The sequence below is a fragment of the Natrialba asiatica DSM 12278 genome (genome assembly GCF_000337555.1).
Taxonomy (GTDB): domain Archaea; phylum Halobacteriota; class Halobacteria; order Halobacteriales; family Natrialbaceae; genus Natrialba; species Natrialba asiatica.
In genome coordinates, this window is the sequence record NZ_AOIO01000040.1 from 237,981 (window position 1) to 260,021 (window position 22,041).

The window sequence follows — 22,041 nt, forward strand, 5'->3', positions numbered from 1 at the left end:
GGGGTAGATGAAAGACCGCTTTGAGCTAACTTCACTTTTATGATGAAACGAAACCGTTCTGACGTGTGGACCGCCATCGCCGCCGCTTTCTCCGGGTCGTCGCCGGGGCCGGGGGAAGCGCCCTCTTCGCGGGCTGTACCGACCGCCTCAGGTTCGACGACTCGCCGCAACGACCCCCGGCGCAGGTGAGTACCGACCCCAACGCAGACGCCGACGCGGACGATGCAGGGGGAGTCGGAGGCTCGTTCGAACAGCCAACGATCGTCGACTTCGAGACGGCGCCGCTGACGGCCGTCGTCAACGGGAGCGTTCGCACGGACGACGGCCTCGTCGCGACGCTCGATTTCGTCGAGCCGGCGACCTCGTCCTCGCCGGCGACGCTCGCGGCAGTGGTCGAGAACGGACGGTCCTACGAACAGACGTTCGAACCGGGCCGGCTGGTCGTGCTCGACGATTCGCCCGCCAGTCGCTCGAGCGGCGACGCCGCCTACCTCGCCCCCGCCGCGGATCACCCGCTCGCCGAGACGGCGCCGCCGTTCAGCCGCGACGACGACGGCCGCTGGCGGCTCGACAGCGTTCGAGACGAGTGGTTCCCCGACACGCTCACGCTCGAGGCCGAGGAACAGGTCGAGTGCGAGTACTACCTACTGGGGCACTACCAGCGCGATTCACAGCCGATTCAAGCCGGTCGCTACCGGTTCGGCCGGCGGGAGGGAGCGTTCACGGTGACCGTCTGGCCGACCGCGGAACCCGGTCCGGACGGCGACTCGCGGTTCGACGGGACGGACGTGCCGGCGATTCCCGGTGCGGAGAACGGAGCGATGCGGTGGTACCACGAGGCGACGCCGGAAACGCCGGTCTTTCTCGAGCCGAGTCGCGAATCGGTCGCGGCTCCGGCGCGTATCGAGTTCTCCCTCGTCAATCACGGCGACGAACGGCTGTCCGGCAACCCCCATCAGTGGCGGTTGTACAAGCTCGTCGACGGCGCGTGGCATTCGATCGCGCCCTGGGCGATTCTGGACCCGTTCTCGTGGGTTGATCCGGGGACGACCGCGGCGTCGGAACTGTTCCTTTACGACGGCGATCCGATCGACCGCGAGGACGCTCGGACGATTGGCCATCTCGGCGGCGGTCGGTACGCCTACACGGTCGGCTACAGCGCCGGTTCGGGGACCCACGCGGCGCTGTTCGATCTCGAGGCGCCCGAGATCCGGGTCGACCCGGAGGCGGACGCGGTGATCGACGAGGACGGAGGCGATACGCTCGTCGTCCGACTGCCGAACTACGAGGCGGCTCGCCGTCCGGCGACCGTCACCATCGATCGAGCCGATTCCTCCGACGACGCCGGCGCTGCCGCCGAACGTCTCGTTCCCGAACAGCTTCCCCGACGGCAGTTCCGCAGCTTCCGCAACTCGCTGCCGCTCTTCGACGACGGCGTCGACCGGGTGCTGGTCCGGACGGATCGCAGCACCGCGCTCGGCTGGTTCGGCTACGACGAGGGCGTGACGCGGACGGTCGCCTACGACGGCGAGTTGTTCGAAGCGACCGGGTCGCTCGAGTCGGAGTGAGCGAGCGCGAGCGACGGCGGGGTTGGGCTCGCAACTCGGGTGCGATTCGGACGCGACTCAGACGACCGACTCGACGCCGTCGAACGCGGCCGCGACCCGTTCGTGCGGCGTCCCTGCGTTCGCGTCCGCGTCCAAGCTCTGGTCCGAGTTCGCACCCGTTTCCCCCGCCCCGCCGGCCGACAGCACGAGTTCAGTTTTCACCCTGGCCTTCCACGGTGGAAGGTCGCCGCCGGAAATCGCGCCGGCGTCGAGAAGCGTTCGTCCGCCGCCGGGGCCGCCGTACAGGCCGGCCGAACTCCCGGCGTGGCAGCGGGAGGTGAGGACGACGGGGTAGCCGGCGTCGATCGCGGATTCGAGTGTGGCCCCGAGTTCGCCGGTCGCGTTACCGAGTCCGGTGCCGGCGAGGACGAAGCCGTCGGCGGTCCCGTCGTCGAGTGCGCGCTCGACCTGTCTGCCGTCGACGCCCATCGCGTTCGTCACGAGTTCGACGCGCACGTCGGCGTCGATTCGCGCGCCGGCGTCCGGAATCGCCGCGGCGTCGCTGTAGCTGCGCGGCTCGCGGAACGTTCGCAGTCCGTTCGGCGTGCGTTCGGCGACCGGCCCCGCGCCGGGCGAGGCGAACGTTTCGAGTTTGCTCGTGTGGGATTTGCGGACCCAGCGGGCGGCGTGAACGGCGTCGTTGAACGCGAGATAGCTGCCGGACCGAAATCGGTCGTCGACGACCGTCTGAACGGCTGTGAGAAGATTTGCCGGGCCGTCGGTGCCGGGCTGGTCGAAGGGACGCTGCGCGCCGGTGAACACGACCGGAACGTCGGCCGCCGAGACGAGGTCCAGGTAGTAGGCGGATTCGGCCATCGTGTCGGTGCCGTGGGTGACGACGACGCCGGTAACGCCGTCTTCGGCGGCGCGTTCGGCCGCATCGACGATCGCCGTCGCCTGCTCGGCGGTTATCTGGAATCCCGAGCGCTGACAGACCGTCTCGACGCTGACGGTCGCGTAGTCGGCCAGTTCCGGAACGGCCTCGACGAGTTCGTCGCCGGTACGGGTGGGCGTCTTTCCGCTCGTCTCGCTCTCGCCCGTGCTCGCGATGGTACCGCCGGTGCTGAGGATTCTGACGTGTGGCTGCGAGCGTGATTCCGACCGCGATTGTGACCGTGATCGTCCCGTCTCCATACCGCTCACCTCGCACCCCAGCGGGAAGGCTCTAGTCCAGCGCGCGGTCGGCACGGCAAATGGGACTGTCACCGGTGGTCTGTGGTGAGCACCGTCACGCCACTCCACGGCGGCGACTGCCGGGACCAATATCCTCATCCGTACACGCCGGTGACGAACGGATGAACTCTCGGCGCGAGTGACCGGTCGGGACGCCGCGTTTTCGACCGCCGAGACCACTACTCACGCCCGATGCGCTCGACAATGGCGACGATACCCCGACGACACGACCACGCGAGACAGCCGGTCGATCAGACGACGCGCCGGCGGGACCACGAATGAGACGTTGGCGGTACAGCGAGACCGTCCTCGCACTGTCGACGCTCGCGTTCTTCGCGACGATGGTCGGCCGCCTGGCGATCAGCCCCGTCCTGCCGATGATCAAGGACGAGTTCGGCGTCTCGAACACGGTCGTCGGCATCGCGATGACGGGCATGTGGATGGCCTATTTCCTCTCGCAGTTCCCGAGCGGTATCTTCGCCGACCGGTACGGCGAGCGCCCGATCATCCTGATCGCCGTCGGCGGCACGGCGGCGACGAGCCTCTTCCTCGCGGTCGCCCCCGTTTTCGACGTCTTCGTCCTCGGCACGGTCGCGCTGGGTGCCGTCGCCGGCCTCCACTACAGCGTCGCCACGACGCTGCTCACCCGGACCTACGACGAGATCGGGGCCGCGATCGGCATTCACAACAGCGGCGGTCCCGCCGCCGGGCTCATCGCGCCGCCGATCGCCGGCTGGGTCGGCGTCACCTACGGCTGGCGGCCGGCCGTCGCCATCGCGGTTCCGATTGCTATCCTGGTCTACGTCCTCTTCGCGCGGTTCATCGAGCCGACCGACCCCCGACGGCCCGACCAACCGATGCGCAACCGCTTCGACCTCGGCGCCATGATCGACCTCCTCTCTCGGCCGCAGGTCGCGTTTCCGATCTGCCTCGCCATCGCCGCCGCGTTCGTCTGGCAGGCGACCTCCTCGTTTCTCCCCACGTTCCTCGAACACCACCGGAACTACTCGACTGAACTCGCGAGCGTCGTCTTCGCCGGCTACTTCGTCGTCCAGGCGACGACGCAGGTCGGCGTCGGGGCGATTTCGGACCGCTACGGTCGCGATTTCGCCACGGCGGGCTGTATGCTCCTGGCGTCGGCCGGGTTCGCGCTGCTCGTCGTCGGTCCAGGCTTCACCGCCGTGGCCGTCGCCGTGCTCCTGATCGGCACCGGACTCGGTTGGGGGGCCGCCCTGCTGCCGCGGTTCATGGACGTGCTTTCGGACGCCGAACGCGGGGCCGGCTTCGGCCTCATCCGCACCGTCTACGGTTTCGTCGGCGCGCTCGGCTCGGTCGGCACCGGACTGGTAGCGGACCTCTTCAACTGGGGGGTTGCCTTCGGCATGCTCGCGGGCCTGCTGGCGCTCGTGCTCTGTGCGCTCGTCGTCAACTGGGCGCTCTCGCTCGGGTACTGACATCTGCAGTTGTGAGCGCGCTGTTGTTACGACAGCAGTAACGACCGTCGTACTACTGCTAAAACGACAATATGTTTATATTACCCACCGACGAAATCCGCATGATGACGGAATCAACGCGACAGAGAGGCGCAGCACGTTGTGAGGCCTGCGGCAAGGCGCTCGCGGTCTGGGTAACCTCGACCCACAAGATCGCACCGATCGGCTCCGTCGACGGCTGTCCCTGTGGCGGGTCCTCGTTTCGGCTGCTCGGCTGACCGGATCGTTCTGCGGACTCGTCTGCTGAAGGCCCCGAACTTTACCCGCTTCGAATCCTGTATCGCGTGTGTCCGCCGAGAAAGCCGAGGAAGCGATCAGCACGCTCGTGGAGATCGGGCTCACGGAGTACGAAGCGCGCTGTTTCGTCGCGCTCACGCGCCTCCCGAAAGGCACTGCCAAGGAGATCAGTCAGGTTGCAGACATCCCTCGATCGCGGGTGTACGACACGATCGAACGACTCGACCGAAACGGATTGGTCGACGTCCAGCAGACCGAACCCCGCGAGTACAAAGCCGTGTCCGTCGAAACGGCCTGTCGGCGGCTCCGAGAGGACTTCGATTCGCGGATCAGCGCCGCCGAGAACGCTCTCACGCAGGTCGAAGAGCCGGCGTCTCGGGAGGACGAGGGAATGTGGGCGATTTCCCAACCCGATCACGTCACCGATCGAATCGTCTCCTTTCTGGAGGAGGCTGCTGAGACGATCCATCTGGTCGTCGCCGACACGTCGGTCGTCGACCGCCGAACTCGTGACGGACTGGCGGCGGCAGTCGATCGCGGCGTCGACGTTCACATCGAGGTTCCCACCGCGGACGACAGGGACGCCTTCGAGAGTTCGGTTCCGGCCGACGACATCGTCGTCGCGCCCGACCTCGAGACGACCGCCACGATCTACGACGAACGGCCGGGACAACTCCTCGTTGTCGACGGCCAGTCGATAGTCGCGGTCGGGATCAGGGAGAGCGACCTTCCGGATGTCGTCAAGGAAACGGCGGTGTGGACCTACGGTAACGATCACGGCTTTGCAGCCTGGGTGCGAACGCTACTCGACAACCGGCTGGAGCAGTATGCCGACGACCGGACGGATGGCGGATGAGGCCGAGCGAAAAATCCGAATCGTCAGTCCGGCGAGCGGGCGGTCAATCGGTTACACCGCAGACCCCGAGTCCGTGCTTTTAAGTACGCATCGGCCCTTCTCCTCTGCTAGCAATGGCCATCGATCCGCAGTTTCACGAAACCCGCGAGCAGGTCGACGACCACGAGGGCCACAGCGTCTGGGGTCCCGTCGATGAACCGGACGAACTCGGTATCCACGGGACACACGTCGCCGTCGACTTCGATCTCTGCATCGCCGACGGTGCCTGTCTCGAGGACTGTCCGGTCGACGTCTTCGAGTGGCTTGATACGCCGGGTCACCCTGAAAGCGAGGAAAAAGCGGACCCCGCAAACGAGGCCCAGTGTATCGATTGCATGCTCTGCGTCGATGTCTGTCCGGTCGACGCGATCGATGTCGACGCCGGACGATCGGCCTGAATCGGCCACTACCAACCAGTCAGACGCCTTCCCAAGGCGTTACTCGGCACGATCCACGTCGACCTTCTCCTTCAAGTTCTCGAGGCCGTCGGCTTCGGCGAGCTCCTGTAACCGCTCGCGGAAGTGTTCCTCGCAGAGCCCGACTTTGAGGCCATCGGATTCGGCGGCGAAGGCGGCCTCGCGGTCACAGTAGTGGCAGTTCATACTGCTTCGTTGGAGACACGGAACATTGAACCCTCCGCTCCCGGCCAGGATTTACATTTTCACGCTGTCAGATTCAGCCGACTGAACTCGGCCTCGGTGAGACCGGCGACGCCGAGCGTCTCATCGTGGGCGTCGGTGCCGCCAGTCGCGAGGAGGTCGTATCGTTCGATGGCCCGCTCGACCGGCGTGCGATCCACCGATCGACCGTAGGGATACGCGAGTTCAACGGCGTCGAGTTCCGCGGCGTATTCCAGCGCGCCGTCCGGGTCAGGGTAGCGAAGCGGGTGGGCGAGCGAGACGAGTTGTGCGGCGTCCGCGAGTATTCGTCGGCCTTCCTCGAACGACGGGATGTCGCGGGCGACGAAGCAGGGGCCGTCGTCGCCGATGAGGTGCTCGAAGGCGTCCCCGTAGTCGTAGTCGGTGTTCGGATTGGCGTCGACGGCGCGGGCGACGTGCGGGCGGCCGAAGCCGTCGCCGACGGTAACGTCGAGGTCGATGTCGAGGCGCTCTTCGACGCGGTCGACGATGGCCCGGCCGCGCTCGATGCGGTTCTCCTGGATGCGCGCCGTCAGCGATTCGAGTTCAGCCGTGGGTTCGATGCCGTAGGCCAGGAGGTCGACGCGCCGGTCGCCCCCGTCGGAAACACCGATCTCGTCGTCGAGTTCGACGCGGAGTTCGATGCCGTTGACGACGGTCACCCCGTCGCGTTCCGAGAGGGGAGCGTCGAACGGTTGGAGCCGATCGTGATCCGTGACGGCGACGACCGAGACGTCGGACCGGCGGGCAGCCGCGGGGATGTCCGCCAGTTCGAGGCTACCGTCGGAGCGGGTCGTGTGGACGTGCAGGTCGGCGTAGGGCATGGCTCATGCGAGCCGTCCCGGCGATAAAGGCGTTTTCAGTGTCGGTTCGGTCGTGCGGTGACGACCCATTCTAGCTGTATTAGGTCTTGGGTGGCACTAGGAATCCATTATGGACAATATTTATAATCATTGTTCACGGACAACTGGGTGTAATGCTTTCAAACGGCACCGCCGAGGTCATCGACGACCACGAGTACCCCGCGACGACCGAGGAACTGATCGAGGACTGTGGCGACCGCGTCCTCGAACTCCCGAACGGCTCCGAGACGGTCAGCGACGTGCTCGCCCGCCTCGAGTCCGAAACCTTCGAATCGGCGGACGACGCCCACCTCGCCGTCTACTCGGCCGTGAGCAACAAGGCCGTTGGCCGTGTCGGTTACAGCGACCGCGATCCGACGCCGGTCGGGAGTCCGTACTCGCCGGATGCCGTCTCGTTCTAGGACTGCGGCACACCCTTCTGTCCGTTCGAAACCTTCGATAACGCGTCTCCGATTCAGGCGATTACAGGCTTTCCTCATTCGCCGATCGCAGTGTCTCCTCATCCGGCCGATCGACTCCGAGGATGAGACGCCGATCGGCCGACGAACGGCAACGATTTAGATACCGAGTGCTAACTAGACACATGCCAGAACACGTCCTCGTTCCGATCGATCGGTCACAGCAATCCCGGTCGGCGCTCACGTTCGCCGTCGAGGAATACCCGGACGCGACGATCACGCTCTTGCACGTCATCGACGTGGGAAACTTCTCCACCTACGGCACTGACGGCGCCATCTTCACGGACGAGTTCATCGATCAGCTCCGGGCGCACGGCACCGAACTCCTCGATGACGCCCGCAGCCAGGTTGCAGATCGCGACGTGACGACCGAGACTGAACTCGAGATCGGGACGCCGGCACAGACGATTACCGAGTACGTTTCGACGCACGACGTCGATCACATCGTCATGGGGAGCCACGGTCGACACGGCGTCAGCCGGGTGCTTCTCGGGAGCGTCGCCGAGACGGTGACGCGACGCTCGCCGGTTCCGGTGACGATCGTTCGGTGAGTCCGTTCTCGGTCACGGCGGGGACCGGGACCGGGACCGGCGCTCGAGGCCGGTCGCCCCGCGCCATCACTTCGCCGGCGGCCACTCCCACGCGTCGGCCCGAACGACGCCCAGTAGCTTCCGTCGGCGATCCGATAGCTCCGCGAGCGCAGCGTCGAACTCCTCGTCGGAGACGGTCGGAATCCCCTCCTCGCGCAGTCGCTCGAGTTCGGGTTCCGGTGGCACTTCTTCGGCCGGATCGATGAACGCCGTGTCCAGCGTTTCGAGGTAACTGTCGACGCTCGTGCGCGCGTTCTCGACCAGCGTCGGATCGAGTTGCTCGTCGGCCGGGACTCCGTGCCGAAAGAGCGTGAGCGCATCGTCGAGGATCGGGACGGCGACGGCGGAGGCCTGCATGGCCTGCTCGCTGTGGTAGTAGTGCAAGATCGGGTAGGACTTGTGCTGCTCCGCAAGGAGACTGAGCTGGGAGGCGAGCGATTCGAGCGGCAACTCGAGGCCGCTGAACGGGTTCTGCGCCTCGCCGGCTCGCCCACCGTCCGGGCGGCGACCGTCGGTTTCGGAATCGTAATCGGAAGGGGCGACGTCACCGGTCCAGCTCGTCCGCACGAACGCCTCGCTGCGCTCGCCCAGCCCGGTCACGTCGCTGGCGAACGCTCGCTTTTCGGAAACCGCGCCGAGCACCGAGAGGACGTATGAGACGCCGAGCGTGACGAAGGCCATCCCCGTCGCCGTCGTGAACGAACTGACGAGTTCCCAGACTGAACTCGTCGGCGTGTAGTCGCCGTTCCCGCTGGTGAACATCGTGTAGGCGACGTAGTAGAGCCGTCCGGCCCAGGTTGCGGGGTCGCCGGTCTGACTGTCGGCGAGGGCTGTCGTGCCCCCGGCAAAGAGGAGCGTCCAGCCGAGCCAGATGAGTCCGATCCACATCGCGAGGGTGAGCGCGAGGATGATCGGGCCGGCGAGGCTGAGCGCGCGGGGGTAGTTGTCGGTGACACGCCGAAGGCCGTGCCAGACGCCGGTCGTGAGCCGACCGGACAGCGGGCCGGAACCCCCGTCAACCCAGAGCGTCGTCCAGAGTAAGTCGACGATGACGGCGGCCAGTACGACGGTTCCGGCGAGGAGAAACAGCGGGTTCATAGATTCGTCACACTACTACGGGATGGCGGACCGTTAACGATGGGCCAGCGACGGACGACAGCGGGCGATCGATAGCGGGGGTGGGGGGTGAAAGAGCGAGGAGTGATGAAACCGGTGGAAAACGAGGATGGGCGACGAAACGGAAACGGGGGGCGATGGCGGCAGCGTCGACACTCGAACCGTCGGCGTCGGAAACGAAAGTCGAGTCGCGTTACTCGAGCAGGCCGAGATCCTCGAGTCGGGAGACGATCTTGTCGACCGCGTGTTCGGCGTCTTTAGGCTTCTTGCCGCCGGTAATGACGAGCTTGCCCGAACCGAAAAGCAGTGCGACGACTTCGGGTTCGTCGAGGCGGTAGACGAGACCGGGGAACTGCTCCGGTTCGTACTCGATGTTTTCGAGCCCCAGGCCGATCGCGATCGCGTTCAGGTTGAGGTTCCGCCCGAGGTCGGCCGAGGTGACGATGTTCTGGACGACGATTTCTGGGTCTTCGTTGACCTGAATCTGGAGTTCACGGAGCTTATCGAAGACGATACGAAGGCTCTCGTGGACGTCGTCAGTGCTCTTTGCCCCGGTGCAGACGATCTTCCCCGAGCGGAAGATCAGCGCTGCGGATTTTGGATTCTGCGTCCGGTAGACGAGACCGGGGAACTGTTCTGGGTCGTAGTCGGCCCCCTCGAGGTCCATCGCGACGCTCTGGAGGTCGAGTTCCTGCCCGATGCCGGTCGACGCCACCACGTTTTCGATGTTGATGGTGTCCTTCGGATCCGTCATAAGTCGCTTAAAAAGACGTATTTAAGGTTTATAAAGCTTGGTACCGACACCTGATATATCCGGTTCATTGAGTACGGGGCGGTCTTAACCGGTAGTCGAGGCGAAGCCGACGTCGATCGTGCCACCGAAAACGGTAGGCTCATACTCGGCCCGCGGTGACGACTCATCGTGTACCTCCTCGAGTTCGGCGGCGAGGACGACGCCTTTGCGGCCCGGGAGGCCCGTAGCGCCGCGAGCGACGTACGACGGATCGCGCCCGGACTCGGCGTCGCGCGCGGCATCGCATCCGAGCGGGTCCGCGGACTGGCTTATACGCACCGCGCGAGCGAGTTACTGGGTCGAACCGAAACCGACGCCGACCTCGAAAGCGCCCGCGCGCTGCTTGACGCGGCGACGCTCGAGCGCGAGCCGCCGGGAACCGTCGCCGTCCGCGCGACGGACGTGCACGGCTCGACCGGTATCAGCACTGCACGCGCCGAACGTGAACTCGGGCAGGTGTTGGTCGATCGCGGGTTCGACGTCGACCTCGACGATCCGGACCACCTCTTGCGAGCCGTGTTTTCGGCCGAGCCGGCGGACGGATCGACGGCGGGAGACAGCGATAGCGGGCACGCGAGAGACTCCGATTGGGGTTCCGTCTGTGCCCTCGGCTGGCTCGCCGCCGAGAGCGTCCGCGACTTCGGCGCTCGCGCTCCGACGGACAAGCCGTTCTTCCAGCCCGGCAGCATGGACCCGCTGCTCGCTCGCGCGGTCGCGAACATCGCCGGCGCGCGGCCCGGCCGCACCCTCTTGGATCCGATGTGTGGCACCGGCGGCGTCCTCGTGGAGGCCGGCCTCGTCGGCGCGGACGTGATCGGCACCGACGCGCAGGCGAAGATGACCGAAGGGGCTCGAAAGAACCTGGCTCACTTCCTGGATCGCGACGAGCCGTCGCCCATCGGCGTCGAGCGCGGCTCCTGGCACGTCGGTCGCGGCGACGGCACGCGCCTGCCGCTCGCGGACGACGCCGTCGACGGCGTGATCTTCGACGCGCCCTACGGCCGCCAGTCGAAGATCGACACCCACCGACTCGAGGATCTCGTCGCCGGCGCGCTCGCCGAGGCTCGCCGCGTCGCCTCGCGGGCCGTCGTCGTCGCCGACCGATCCTGGGAGCGCGAGGCGCGGGACGCGGGCTGGGAACTCGAGGCGTCCTTCGAGCGCCGAGTTCACCGATCGCTGACGCGATACGTGCTGGTGCTCGAATAGCTCGTGTTCGTGACGAGCGGTTTGGTAGGAAACAGCCGCCTTAGGATCTGTAATCGGCCGCGAGCGCTCGCTCTCGGAGTTGCTCGCCCTCGTCCGTTTCGACGCCGAGTTCAGGTACTGGGATGGGGGTCCCGTCGTCGTCGATCGCGACGAAGGTAAACGACGACTCGGTCGTCTTTTCGGTCTCGCCGGTTCGCGGGTTCTCGCGCCAGGCTCGAAGGGCGACGTGGACGCTCGTTCGCCCCGCATCGTAGACGTAGGCTTCGACTAGCGCGGTGTCGCCGATCTGGACCGGCCGCTCGAACGAGAGGCTGTCGACCCGCGCGGTGACGCAGGTTTCGCCGGCAAAGCGCATCGCCGCCATCCCGCCGACCTCGTCGAGCCACTTCATCAGATTGCCGCCGTGGAGCGTGCCGTTGCTGTTTGCGTGGTTCGGCTGAACGGGAAAGCGGTTCTGAATATGGGTTTCGCGAACGGTTGGCATACCGGCCCTTCGCCCGACGGGGTGAAGAAATTTGCTTCACCCGCCCGCGACGCGGCATCGTAATGCCGTCCGAATCAGGCGTCCCGCCCGAGTTCAGCAAGCAGGTGCGAGACGTGAATGCGATCGCTCGTTCCTTCGTGCATCTCGAACTCGATATCCGCGGCCAGTCGGTGTATCCGGGCCAGTTTCGCCCCCTGATAGCGCTTACGTGCGAGTTCCAGAACGGAGTCGAGAACTTCCTCGCCGTCTAATCCCTCGTCGACGAGCAGGTCGTCCAGCGTCTTTCGCGCGTCGCTGAACTCGCCGGCTTCCGCGTCGTCGAGCATGGATTCGATCTCGTCGTCCAGCCCGACTTCGCCGATCGTTTCGTAGGCTGCACTCATCGTGAGTTCGCCTTCGTCCTCGACGGTCGTCTGAGCCGCCAGAATGGCCTGCCGAAGGTTGCCGTCGGCGTAGCCGGCGACGAACTCGAGGCCGTCCTCGTCGTATTCGACGGCTTCGGCCTCCACGATGCGTTCGAGGACGGTGACGATTTCGGCGGTCGTCGGCGAGCGAAAGGAGACGGGAAAACACCGCGATCGGATCGGCGGAATGAGTTTCGTCGGCTGGCGGGTAGCGACGATGAACTGCGTCGTCCGGTGGTGTTGCTCCATGATCCGGCGCAGTGCCTGCTGGAAGTCCTCGCGGACGTCCTCGGCGTTGTCGAGCAGGATCGTCTTGTACTCCCCCGAGACGGAGGCGTAGCTTGCGGATTCCTTGAGGACGCGATTGATCATGTCGCGTTTGGACATCGAGGAGCGCCCGACGAGGAACTGCGCGAACCGCGGGTCGTTCTTGATCTCGGTCTTCGTCCGACCGAAGAAGTCGGCGACGTTGATCTCGATTAGATCGTTGTCCGGGTCCGCGTGCGCTTCGCGGGCGAGTGCGCGCGCCGCTGCGGTCTTGCCGCTTCCGGGCGGTCCCTGCAGCAGGAGATTGATCGGCTCGTCGACGGCCCGCGCTAAGTACTCGCGGGCGTCGTCCTGTGGCAACTCGGCCAACTCGGGCGCGTACGTGTCGGTCCACAGCGGCGCGTCCATCGACGGGTGCTATGGTCGGAACGGGTAAGAATCGGTCGATTACTCCGCGTCAGTCGTCTGGCCGTTCGGTGTCGTTCCAATCGTGAACGTCGTCTCGATCCGATCCCCGTCCTCCTCGTACGGCGATGCCGATTCTGGTGTGTCGGGATCACCCTCGTAGACGACCGCGGTGAGTTCAGCCTCCCCGTCGACGGAGACGTTTTCCGGGATCGAGATGCGGACCTCCTCGTGCTCGCCGGAGTCGAGTTCGTCGCTCGTGGCGAGTATCTCGCCGCTGTCGTTTTCGACGGCGACGAACCCCTCGGTGGGCGTCGCGACATCGGTGATGATGCGGTCCTCGGTCGCGTTCGTCACTTCGACACTGGGGTCGGTGTGGAACTCGAACTCGACGAGTTCGACTGTGCCGTCGCGGTTCGTTTGGACGCTGAGGGGGTGTTCGCCCGGTGGCGTGCCGCGGGTGTCGACCTCGAAGGTGAGTTCGGTTGTCTCGCCGCCGTCAAGATCGACGGACTGCCACTCGACGAGTTGGCCGTCGAGCCGAAGTTCGACGTTCTGTTGAGCGCGGATGTCGGTCGGATTCCGTACGTTGACGGTGACGTTCATCGTCTCGTTCGTCGTCGCGGTGTCCGGAACGTCGAGCGAATCGATGACGAACGAATCGCCGAGCGCGTCGTCAGTCTCGTCTGCGGTGACCGTCGCAGTGGCGCTGACCGGATAGCCGGCGTCGAGATACGGACGGTCTTCCTCGCCGTCGCTCTCCCCGTAGGTGTACGTTTCGTCGTCGTCGGTATCCTGGTGGACCGTCGCGGTGAGTCGCCCGAGCAGTTCGCGGTCGGCATCTTCGGCTAAGTCGACCGTGACGTTCTCGTGGGTGCCTGCTTCGAGCGGATCGGAGACCGCGATCGATTCCGAGCCATCACTGTTGGCGGTAATGACGACGAATCCGCCGTCAGACAGGCTCACCTCGTCGATCGTGACTGCCGTTCCGTTGCCCTGTTGATCCGTGAACTCGATCGATGCTTCGGGGTCTTCCTCGATCCCGAAGAGGGTGGGTGCCTGCCCGACGACGATTCCGGCGGCCAGGACGATTATGATCGCGATCAGGATGGCGACGACGCGTTTGATAGTACCGAAAGTCGATCTCGAACTCATTGGGTTGGGGGTGGATAGCGACCGGGGATACGGACTCGAATGACGTAAAACGCGCCGTCCGTTCACGGGTTTCGAGTCGCTTCGAGCGACTGCTTCTCGCTCTCATCCAGAGTCACGATTCGAAGCCGGTTTAGCCGCGGCCCGTCGAACACCCTACCAGATGCCACTACGCGTGACGTTTCTGGGGACGGCCGGCGCGATTCCGACGACCGAACGGAATCCGAGCAGTATCCACGTCTCCCGCAAGGGTGAGGGGCTGTTGTTCGACGCCGGTGAGGGTACCCAGCGACAGATGATGCGCTTTGGGACCGGGTTTTCCGTCTCGCATCTGTTCGTCACGCACCTCCACGGCGATCACGTCCTCGGGATCCCGGGACTCCTCCAGACGATGGCCTTCAATGACCGCGAAGCGGCCCTGGCGATCCACACTCCCCGCGGGACGCGTCGCCAGCTCAAGGGACTGGTCAACGCCCTCAACAATCGCCCCTCGTTTCCGGTGCGCATCAGCGAAGTCGGCGACGGCGACGTCGCCTACCGCGCCGCCGAGTTCGAGGTCCGAGCCTTCGATACCGACCACGACACGAACTCGGTCGGCTACGCGCTCGTCGAGGACGACCGCAAGGGCCGCTTCGACCGCGACCGCGCCGAAGAACTGGGCGTCCCCGTCGGTCCGAAGTTCTCGAAACTCCACGAGGGCGAGGCGGTTGAACTCGAGGACGGCACCGTCGTCGAACCCGAACAGGTCGTCGGCGAGCCCCGACCCGGCCGAACGATCGTCTACACGGGCGACACGCGGCCCACTGCGGCGACGGTCGAGGTTGCGGACGAACCGGACCTGCTGATCCACGACGCGACCTTCGCCGCGGACCGCGCGGACCGCGCGGCCAAAACCGCCCACTCGACGGCGCGGCAGGCTGCCGAACTCGCGAGTCGCGCGGGTGCGGACCGACTCGCGCTAATGCACCTCTCCTCGCGTTACGCGGGCCATACCGGCGATCACCTCGCCGAGGCTCGCGAGGTCTTCGACGGCGAGACGTTCGTCCCCGCGGACGGCGACGAACTCGAGATTCCGTACCCAAACGCGCCCGAGTGACGACGGACCGTTCCGATACCCGCGAAGGAAATCCTCGACATCGCTCGCGACGAGTGTTTCACTGGTTCTCAGCAGCGTTGTCGCCGCGCCGGATTTATACTCGACTCGCCCCTATACCCCGTCGTGAGTACGCGAACGAGTGCGCTCGATGCAGTCGTCTTTGGGATCGACATCCAGAGCGGCGACATACGCGGCGACGCACCGTCGTACGCGCTGGTCGAGTTCGACGGCGAAACCGTCACTCGGGACGTCGTCTCCCACCGAAAACTCAGGCGGCTGATCGACGACGAGGAGCCGGCGATCGTCGCGACGGACAACATGTACGAGCTGGCCGCCGACAAGGACCAGCTCATCCACCTGCTCGGCTCGTTGCCGACCGGGACGAAACTGGTGCAAGTGACGGGAGCCGAACAGCCCGAGCCGCTCTCTCGCGTTGCGAAACGCCACGGCATCCCCTACGGCAAGGAACCGATGAAAGAGGCCGAGGCCGCCGCCCGCCTCGCCGCCCACAACGTCGGCCACGAGGTCTCCGCCTTTACCGACACCACGACCGTCAAAGTCTCACGCGGCCGGTCGACCGGAAGCGGCGGCTGGAGCGAGGACCGCTACACCCGCCGCATCCACGGGGCCGTCAAGCGCCGCGCCCGCGAGGTCGAATCCGAACTCGAGGACGCGAACCTCGCCTACGAGACGGATATTCGGGAAGCCTACGGCGGTTACGCGAACGCCGTGTTCACCGTCGAAGCGCGACCGAGCGACATCCCCGTTTCCAGCGCCCGCTCGGGCGACGTACGGGTCGAAATCGAGCGCGAACGCCGGGACGGGATCGAGTTCAGGCCGCTGGCAAAGCGCCGAGATCACGTCGTTGTCGGGATCGATCCGGGGACGACGACCGCGGTCGCCATCGCGGGGCTCGAGGGCGAGGTGCTGGACGTCTGGAGTTCGCGCACGAGCGATACCGCCGACGTGATCGAGTGGATCGTCGAGCGGGGGCGACCGATCGTCGTCGCGGCGGACGTGACGCCGATGCCCGAAACGGTCGAGAAGTTCCGCCGGAGTTTCGACGCCGCGGGCTGGACGCCGGAGTCGGACCTGCCGATCGACGAGAAGCAACATCGCACGCGCGAGCAGCCCTACGACGACGATCACCAGCGCGACGCGATGGCGGCCGCCCTGTACGCCGCCGACGCCCACGAAGACCAGTTCAAGCGCATCGCCGACAAACTCCCGCCGGGGATCGACCGCGGCGAAGTGATCGCCCGCGTCGTCGCCGGCGAGGAGAGCGTCGAAGCCGTCCTCGCGGATCTCGAAGACAACGACGGTGCGGACGAGGCGACGACCGAACACGAACCTCGCGAACTGACCGAGGACGAACGGCGGATCAAGGACCTAGAACGGCAGGTCGACCGCCTCCAGTCACACGTCGAGACGCTCGAAGGGCGACTCGAAGAGCGCGAGGATCGCATCGACGAACTCGAGGACGAACTGAGCGGTGCGCGACGGGCGGAACGCAAGGAAGTCCGCCAGAACCGCGAGGTGACGCGACACCGCCGCAAAGCCGAGCGACTCGAGTACGAACGCGACGGGGCCCGCGACCGCGTCGACGAACTCGAGGACAAGGTCGAACGGATGAAAGCCCTCTGGAAACTCGATCACTCGAATTTCAGCGACGTGTCCGCCGAGAAGGAGGGGCTGGCTCCCGTCAAGGTCGTCGAGAAGTTCACCAAGGGAGCGATCCGCGAAGCCGACGACCAGTACGGCATCGCGATCGACGACGCGGTCTACCTTCGAGACGCGAGCGGTGCCGGGCGCTCGACGGCCGAACTCCTCGCCGAGTTCGAGCCGCGAGTGATTCTCAAAGACGGCGGGCTCTCGGAGGTCGCAGACGAGATCCTCTTCGAAAACGAGATTCCCGTGGGTCCGGCGGGCGACGTGGCCATGCAGGAAGTCGATGAACTCGCCGTTGCGCGCGAGGAAGACATCGAGGCCGTGATCGACGACTGGCACGACCGAGCCCGCGAACGCCGGCGGGATCGGAAGGCGGCGATGGTGGATCAGCTCATCAGCGAACACCGTGCGGGCGACAACGAAGTCTAACGACCCGCGCTATCTGCTCCGTCACGCTGAACTCGGTACTCGACGGATTCGACCGGTGCGAGAAACCGGGGTACGTCCTCGAGTTCGATTTCCTCGCCGAGATCGGCGACCTCGCTGACCGGACCGTTGATGAATAGGGCGCGGCCGATGAACGCGATGGCGACGAGCCCGGGCCCGATGATGGCCGCGGGGAATGGGAGAGGGGTTGCAAGGCCGAGAACCGCGCCGCTCCCGATACTCGCGCCGAGTGCGAGCAAGATGCGGTCGTAGTACTGGAGCGTGTTCCCCGTACGAGTTCGAGGCGGTGTAACGACAAAACGTTCCGGAGAAATGATACGGCCGTTCGAGCGGCCGACTGGGCGGTTAGCCGAGCGTTCAGAACATGCCGAACTGCTTGAGTACGCTCGAGACGAGGGATTTGACGACGAGTCCGAGTCCGGCGAGGACGAGCGCGATGCCGACGGCGACCATCCAATTTGCGTACGCGATCACACCGATTCCGGCGAGGAGAACGACGATGCCGACGATACCGAGCAGTCCGAGATTTTTCAGCATGTGCTGGCCTGCACAGGCGAGCGAAATAAACGGCGTGGTTCGGCGTCCGGACGAGAACGGGCGACGGACGGCGAATCGATAAAGGGTTAAACCGTTCGAACCCGAATCGTGCTGCATGAGCGACGACGGCGAGGGCGGTCGGAAGAACCTCCGAATGCCTGACGAGGATGAGGTCTTTGCGACCGTCACGAATATGCTCGGCGCAAATCGAGTGACAGTACGCTGTGCAGACGGGAAAGAACGGACAGCACGGATTCCCGGGAAGATGCAAAAGCGGATCTGGATTCGCGAAGACGACGTAGTCCTCGTCGAACCCTGGGATTGGCAGGACGAGAAGGCGGACATCACCTGGCGCTACGAGAAGAGCGACGCGGACCAGTTGCGCCGGGAAGGCCACATTCAGTAGCTCGGTAGCGCCCTCGGGTTGCATCTCTTCTCGCGTTGACGCTTTTTAGCGAACGGGAGGCCCCACAGCAGTAGCCGTGCGGGCGTCCGCCGTGACGGCGGCCCTCGAAGTCACACTACGCAAAACGGTTCTCTGGCTATCGTTGCGCGTATCGTTTCTGAATGGATGTTCAACCCGGCCGGAGCGTTCCGTATGACGCCCGCTGGTGCATACTATGGCCGGAATCGATCCCGAATCGATAGCAGAAACCGGGGTGGTCTGAGCGATAGTGGTATCCTCCCGCGTTTGCTTGCGAACCGTCACAGAGTTCACGAGTTCGACGCGGTAATGACGGTCGCTGTCCTCACTAAACGGCTGCGTTCGTCATCTATGAGGTAAGATCGGCGTGATTTGAATAATCCAATAAAGTACCGAGGAGAAACTATTTACCGCTGGCTGACTGAACGGTCAGTATGGTCGCCGTAGACAATCCCGGTATGAGCCGTCTGCCGGACCCGATTGGCTCTCCACAACGGCAATTGAACCCGTATCCGTGGTATCGAGAGATGCGTGAGACCAACCCCGTCCGCTACGACGAGACGCGGGGGTGCTGGGACGTATTCCAGTACGATGATGTCCAGACAGTACTCACTGATTTCGAAACGTTTTCCTCCGAATTCGGGTCCGGGCTAGGCGGGGTGAGCAGGGACAGCGCAGTCGATCTCACGGACACGATGATCAAGCGCGATCCCCCGGAGCACGAACGCCTTCGAGGGGTCGTCGACGAATACTTCCAACCGGGCAACCTACGCACGTTTAGCGATGATTTCGAGGAATTAGCTCGCGACCAGCTCGATACGGTCCTCGCGGCTGGAACCGAATTCGACTTCGCCGCAGAGTTTGCAGCGCCGATTCCGGCGAGCGTTATCGGAGAGATTCTCGGCGTCCCACGGGACAAACGCGAGGTGCTTATAGGCGTCAGACCGGGCGGCGAACACACGCAGGAAGAACTCAAAGCGTACATTACCGAGTTGGTTCAGAGGCGGAAGGAAAACCCCCGGGACGACATCCTCTCGGAGGTGATTCACGCGACTCCGGACGGGAGGGAGATGACGCCGGAGGAGATCTATAATTTCTGTGCGTTGCTGTTGCTCGCTGGGAGCCACACGACGATCACCCTCCTGACGAATGCGCTCTGGATGTTTACGAAACACGACCTCATCGCAGACATTCAGGCGGGCGTTATCGACCTTGACACTGCGATTGAGGAGGTGTTACGGTACCAACCATCGGTTCATACCGTCGAGCGGATCGCGTCGACGGACGTTGAAGTCAACGGTACTACCATTCCGGAAGGCGATCAAATCGCTGCATGGGTTGCATCAGCGAACAGAGACCCACAACAGTTTGACGATCCCGAAACGTTCGATCCGGAACGGTCACCGAACCCCCATATGACGTTCGGCAGGGGTATTCACGTCTGTCTGGGGGCACCGCTCGCTCGACTCGAAGCGAGAACCGTTCTCCCCGTATTCTTCGACCGTGTCTCCGACGTGAGCTTCGCGACCGACGAACGCGATCCGATCGTCGGGCCGACGCTATACGGATTGCAGACGCTCCCTATCTCTGTCCAAACCTAATCGTCCTGCTCGCGATTGAACGGCCCCCAACGGTAACGCGAACATGCTAGGCGCTACTGGATCTGATGCTGCCGTCGTACCGGAATACGAGCGAACGAACGCCGCACGAGTGCGGATCTCGGTTCCGAGACGACCTACAGGCCGGCGGCGTCTTCGATCGCGTCGGTCAGCGTTCGAACGGACTCCACGTCGTGTTCGCCCATGTGGCCGATGCGGAACGTCTTCTCGCCGAGTTCGGATCCGTATCCGTTCGAGAAGACCATGTCGTACTCCTCGGAGACGGTGTCGATGGTTTCGGCCACGTCGATGCCCTGCGTATTCTCGATGCAACTCACCGTCTGCGATTCGTAGCCCTCCTCGGGGAACATCCCGAAGTGATCGCGGGCCCATTCGCGCGTGTACTCGGCCATCTCCCGGTGGCGCTGATCGCGGGCATCGTGGCCCTCGGAGAGCATGTGCTTCATCTGCGTGCGGTAGGCCAGCATGATCGGAATCGCGGGTGTGGAGTGGGTCTGGCCCTTCCGGTCGTAGTAATCGAGCGAGCGCTGGAAGCCGCCGTACCACGACGCCGAGTCGCTCTCGAGTTCGCGATCGTAGGCGTCGTCGCTGACGACGCAGACGCCCAGTCCCGGCGGCATGGCGAAGGCTTTCTGAACCGAGGTGAAGATAACGTCGATGTCGTGTTCGTCGATGGAGACGTAGTCCCCGCCGAGCGACGAGACGGCGTCGACGATGAAGGACGTGTTCGGATACTCGGCGATGACGTCGCCGATCTCCTCGATCGGGTTGCGAACGCCGGTCGAGGACTCGTTCATCACGCAGGTGACGGCGTCGTACTCCGTGTCGCTCGCTTCGAGCGTCTTGCGCACATCCTCGGGTTTGACCGCCTGCCCCCACTCGTACTCGAGCGTGTCGACGTTCTTGCCGAGACGTTCGGCGACGTTAGCTTGGCGCTCGCTGAAACTCCCGCAGGTCGTCACGAGCACGTTCTCGTCGACGAGGTTCAGGACTGAACTCTCCATGAACTCGGTGCCCGAGCCGGTGAGGATGATGACGTCGTTGTCGGTGCCGAGGAACTCCTTGGTGTCCTCGACGATGGTCGTATAGAGGTCCGTCATTCGGTCCATTCGGTGACCGAACATCGGCTCGCACATCGATTCGAGAACGTCGTCACGTACCTCGGTCGGGCCCGGAATGTACAACGTTTTGTCGGGATAGTCGTCTCTGTATTCGCGTTTCTCGGTCACGGAAACCACCTGAGTACGGCTTACTGCGTAGCGAGGCGGTATGGTACTTTTGATGCCGTCTTCTTTTGGCGGTCGGGAGAAGTGCTACTCTCCGATCTCGGGCTCACTGACGGTTTCTCACCTTGTCGATAGCCGCCGCGCTCCGTGAGCCGCCGTGCGGTGGTGCTGATGGCGGTGGTGGTCTTTCGTCAGTCTCCGTGCGGGGCAACGCGGGTCGAGTGGTCGCTCTCACTGAGACCGAGTTCACGATCACGCAGGTAGGCGTTCCCGTCCACGACGATACTGCTACCGTTATCATCGTCACCGGCAAGCAGGGGACGCTGGGGACCGTATCCAACCAGCGGACCGCCGACGCGCCACAGTGCCTCGAGTTTACAGAGCCCAAAGCCGGTGACGATCAGTGCGAATCCGAGGACCGTCGTCGCGGTGATCGCTTCGCCGAGGAGCGCCCAGCCGACGAGTGCGGCGATGACTGGCGTCGCGTAGTTGACGAGGCTGAGTTCGGTCGCGCCGACGCGCTCGAGGAGGACGAAGTACGCGAGGAAGCCGCCGGCGGTTGAGACGACGCCGAGATAGAGAAGCGCGCTCAGGGTCGCCGAGGGGAGCGCGACCGTAGCGAGTCGCTCGCCGGGATGGAAGGCGCTCAAGCCGTGCAACAGGCCGGCACCGACGACCATCGCCCAGGCTTGTACCGAGATCGTTGGGAGCGTTTCCTCGAGTCGTTCGAACAGAACGGACCCGAGTGCAAACACCGTGGCCGCGATGAACAGCAGTGCGACGCCGAGGATCTGTCCGTCGAGGGAGCCGCCGGGAACGGCGATGACGACGATACCGACGAGGCCGACGAGGAGGCCGGCGACGGCGGGCGCGCGGAGCCGCTGATTCGGGAGCAAGAGGAGTGCAAGCGGCGGTGTAACGATCGGGGTGAGACTCAGCACGATCGCAGACACGGCACTCGAGACGTACGACTGCCCGAGAAACAGAAACGCGAAGTGCCCGCCGACGAGCAGGCCGCCGGAGACGGCGATAGCGAGCCAATCGGTTTTCGTCTCGGGTCGCCACTCGAGTTCGCGAACGACGACCAGGCCGGCAAAGAGCACGGCGGCGATATCGAAGCGAAGCGCAGCGAACAGGATCGGGGGAAGCGTCGTCAGTCCGATTTCGATCGCACTGAACGCGCTGCCCCAGGCGAATGCGAGGGCGACGAAGAGAACCCCAGTTCGATTGAGAATCATTTTCG

24 protein-coding genes are annotated in these 22,041 nt (G+C 64.6%); 12 read left to right on the plus strand and 12 right to left on the minus strand.

The features are described from left to right. The first annotated feature begins 65 nt into the window (after positions 1-65). Entirely contained in the window at positions 66-1,568 is a 1,503-nt protein-coding gene (locus tag C481_RS18740; RefSeq protein WP_006110905.1) for a hypothetical protein, read from the plus strand. Positions 1,569-1,625: 57 nt separating this feature from the next. On the opposite strand, the gene C481_RS18745 is transcribed toward C481_RS18740, so the two are convergent. After that, complete coding sequence (locus tag C481_RS18745) at positions 1,626-2,741, minus strand: asparaginase (protein WP_006110906.1); 1,116 nt, start codon at positions 2,739-2,741, stop codon at positions 1,626-1,628. Between the two features lie 317 nt (positions 2,742-3,058). Between C481_RS18745 and C481_RS18750 the strand changes: the two genes are divergently transcribed. The 4 genes from C481_RS18750 to C481_RS18760 all read left to right on the plus strand — a co-directional run bounded on the left by C481_RS18750 (position 3,059) and on the right by C481_RS18760 (position 5,803). Further along, positions 3,059-4,234: an MFS transporter gene (locus C481_RS18750; RefSeq protein ID WP_006110907.1), complete on the plus strand. Its 1,176-nt coding sequence runs from the start codon at positions 3,059-3,061 to the stop codon at positions 4,232-4,234. A 104-nt stretch (positions 4,235-4,338) separates the two neighbouring features. Then, on the plus strand, positions 4,339-4,491 hold the full coding sequence (locus tag C481_RS22330; protein ID WP_169331463.1) for a hypothetical protein: 153 nt from the start codon (positions 4,339-4,341) through the stop codon (positions 4,489-4,491). A gap of 68 nt (positions 4,492-4,559) precedes the next feature. Then, the gene (locus C481_RS18755) at positions 4,560-5,366 is read left to right on the plus strand and encodes a TrmB family transcriptional regulator (protein ID WP_006110909.1); all 807 of its coding nucleotides are present in this window, start codon (positions 4,560-4,562) and stop codon (positions 5,364-5,366) included. 113 nt (positions 5,367-5,479) lie between these two features. Continuing rightward, the gene (locus C481_RS18760) at positions 5,480-5,803 is read left to right on the plus strand and encodes a 4Fe-4S dicluster domain-containing protein (protein ID WP_006110910.1); all 324 of its coding nucleotides are present in this window, start codon (positions 5,480-5,482) and stop codon (positions 5,801-5,803) included. 39 nt (positions 5,804-5,842) lie between these two features. Here C481_RS18760 and C481_RS22335 read toward each other — a convergent pair whose 3' ends face one another. Both C481_RS22335 and C481_RS18765 read right to left on the minus strand, forming a co-directional pair. Next, entirely contained in the window at positions 5,843-6,007 is a 165-nt protein-coding gene (locus C481_RS22335) for a DUF6757 family protein (protein WP_006110911.1), read from the minus strand. A 59-nt stretch (positions 6,008-6,066) separates the two neighbouring features. Continuing rightward, complete coding sequence (locus C481_RS18765; RefSeq protein WP_006110912.1) at positions 6,067-6,867, minus strand: PHP domain-containing protein; 801 nt, start codon at positions 6,865-6,867, stop codon at positions 6,067-6,069. 152 nt (positions 6,868-7,019) lie between these two features. Here C481_RS18765 and C481_RS18770 point away from each other — a divergent pair, with 152 nt between their 5' ends. Both C481_RS18770 and C481_RS18775 read left to right on the plus strand, forming a co-directional pair. Continuing rightward, positions 7,020-7,307: a DUF5789 family protein gene (locus C481_RS18770; protein WP_006110913.1), complete on the plus strand. Its 288-nt coding sequence runs from the start codon at positions 7,020-7,022 to the stop codon at positions 7,305-7,307. A 182-nt stretch (positions 7,308-7,489) separates the two neighbouring features. Further along, positions 7,490-7,915: a universal stress protein gene (locus tag C481_RS18775; protein ID WP_006110914.1), complete on the plus strand. Its 426-nt coding sequence runs from the start codon at positions 7,490-7,492 to the stop codon at positions 7,913-7,915. A gap of 66 nt (positions 7,916-7,981) precedes the next feature. Here the strand turns inward: C481_RS18775 and C481_RS18780 are convergent, their stop codons facing one another. Continuing rightward, on the minus strand, positions 7,982-9,052 hold the full coding sequence (locus C481_RS18780; protein ID WP_006110915.1) for a potassium channel family protein: 1,071 nt from the start codon (positions 9,050-9,052) through the stop codon (positions 7,982-7,984). Between the two features lie 211 nt (positions 9,053-9,263). Beyond that, a complete protein-coding gene (locus C481_RS18785; protein WP_005554970.1) occupies positions 9,264-9,824 on the minus strand; it encodes a TATA-box-binding protein in 561 nt (186 codons plus the stop codon). A gap of 168 nt (positions 9,825-9,992) precedes the next feature. Here C481_RS18785 and C481_RS18790 point away from each other — a divergent pair, with 168 nt between their 5' ends. After that, positions 9,993-11,069 carry an RNA methylase gene (locus tag C481_RS18790; RefSeq protein WP_006110916.1) on the plus strand — a complete coding sequence of 359 codons (1,077 nt, stop codon included), beginning with the start codon at positions 9,993-9,995 and terminating at the stop codon, positions 11,067-11,069. Between the two features lie 40 nt (positions 11,070-11,109). Here C481_RS18790 and C481_RS18795 read toward each other — a convergent pair whose 3' ends face one another. The 3 genes from C481_RS18795 to C481_RS18805 all read right to left on the minus strand — a co-directional run bounded on the left by C481_RS18795 (position 11,110) and on the right by C481_RS18805 (position 13,784). Then, positions 11,110-11,553, minus strand: a complete 444-nt coding sequence (locus C481_RS18795; RefSeq protein ID WP_006110917.1) for an acyl-CoA thioesterase — start codon at positions 11,551-11,553, stop codon at positions 11,110-11,112. Positions 11,554-11,627: 74 nt separating this feature from the next. Continuing rightward, positions 11,628-12,632: an AAA family ATPase gene (locus C481_RS18800; protein WP_006110918.1), complete on the minus strand. Its 1,005-nt coding sequence runs from the start codon at positions 12,630-12,632 to the stop codon at positions 11,628-11,630. 39 nt (positions 12,633-12,671) lie between these two features. Further along, complete coding sequence (locus C481_RS18805; RefSeq protein ID WP_006110919.1) at positions 12,672-13,784, minus strand: DUF7282 domain-containing protein; 1,113 nt, start codon at positions 13,782-13,784, stop codon at positions 12,672-12,674. 160 nt (positions 13,785-13,944) lie between these two features. On the opposite strand from C481_RS18805, the gene rnz reads away from it, so the two are divergent. Both rnz and C481_RS18815 read left to right on the plus strand, forming a co-directional pair. Next, positions 13,945-14,877, plus strand: coding sequence for a ribonuclease Z (gene rnz, locus C481_RS18810; protein ID WP_006110920.1), 933 nt, complete (start codon positions 13,945-13,947; stop codon positions 14,875-14,877). A gap of 123 nt (positions 14,878-15,000) precedes the next feature. After that, entirely contained in the window at positions 15,001-16,974 is a 1,974-nt protein-coding gene (locus tag C481_RS18815; RefSeq protein WP_006110921.1) for a DUF460 domain-containing protein, read from the plus strand. On the opposite strand, the gene C481_RS18820 is transcribed toward C481_RS18815, so the two are convergent. Beyond that, entirely contained in the window at positions 16,971-17,231 is a 261-nt protein-coding gene (locus C481_RS18820) for a hypothetical protein (protein WP_006110922.1), read from the minus strand. The two genes, C481_RS18815 and C481_RS18820, sit on opposite strands and share 4 nt — an antisense overlap. Before the next feature lie 118 nt (positions 17,232-17,349). Continuing rightward, positions 17,350-17,529: a DUF7470 family protein gene (locus C481_RS18825; protein ID WP_006827001.1), complete on the minus strand. Its 180-nt coding sequence runs from the start codon at positions 17,527-17,529 to the stop codon at positions 17,350-17,352. Positions 17,530-17,644: 115 nt separating this feature from the next. On the opposite strand from C481_RS18825, the gene eif1A reads away from it, so the two are divergent. Together eif1A and C481_RS18835 are read left to right on the plus strand one after the other, a co-directional pair. Further along, on the plus strand, positions 17,645-17,935 hold the full coding sequence (eif1A, locus tag C481_RS18830) for a translation initiation factor eIF-1A (RefSeq protein ID WP_006110924.1): 291 nt from the start codon (positions 17,645-17,647) through the stop codon (positions 17,933-17,935). Positions 17,936-18,480: 545 nt separating this feature from the next. Then, the gene (locus C481_RS18835) at positions 18,481-19,554 is read left to right on the plus strand and encodes a cytochrome P450 (protein ID WP_006110925.1); all 1,074 of its coding nucleotides are present in this window, start codon (positions 18,481-18,483) and stop codon (positions 19,552-19,554) included. A 134-nt stretch (positions 19,555-19,688) separates the two neighbouring features. On the opposite strand, the gene C481_RS18840 is transcribed toward C481_RS18835, so the two are convergent. Beyond that, positions 19,689-20,801, minus strand: a complete 1,113-nt coding sequence (locus C481_RS18840; RefSeq protein WP_006110926.1) for a pyridoxal-phosphate-dependent aminotransferase family protein — start codon at positions 20,799-20,801, stop codon at positions 19,689-19,691. Between the two features lie 188 nt (positions 20,802-20,989). Continuing rightward, entirely contained in the window at positions 20,990-22,036 is a 1,047-nt protein-coding gene (locus tag C481_RS18845; protein ID WP_006110927.1) for a DMT family transporter, read from the minus strand. Between the last annotated feature and the right edge of the window lie 5 nt (positions 22,037-22,041).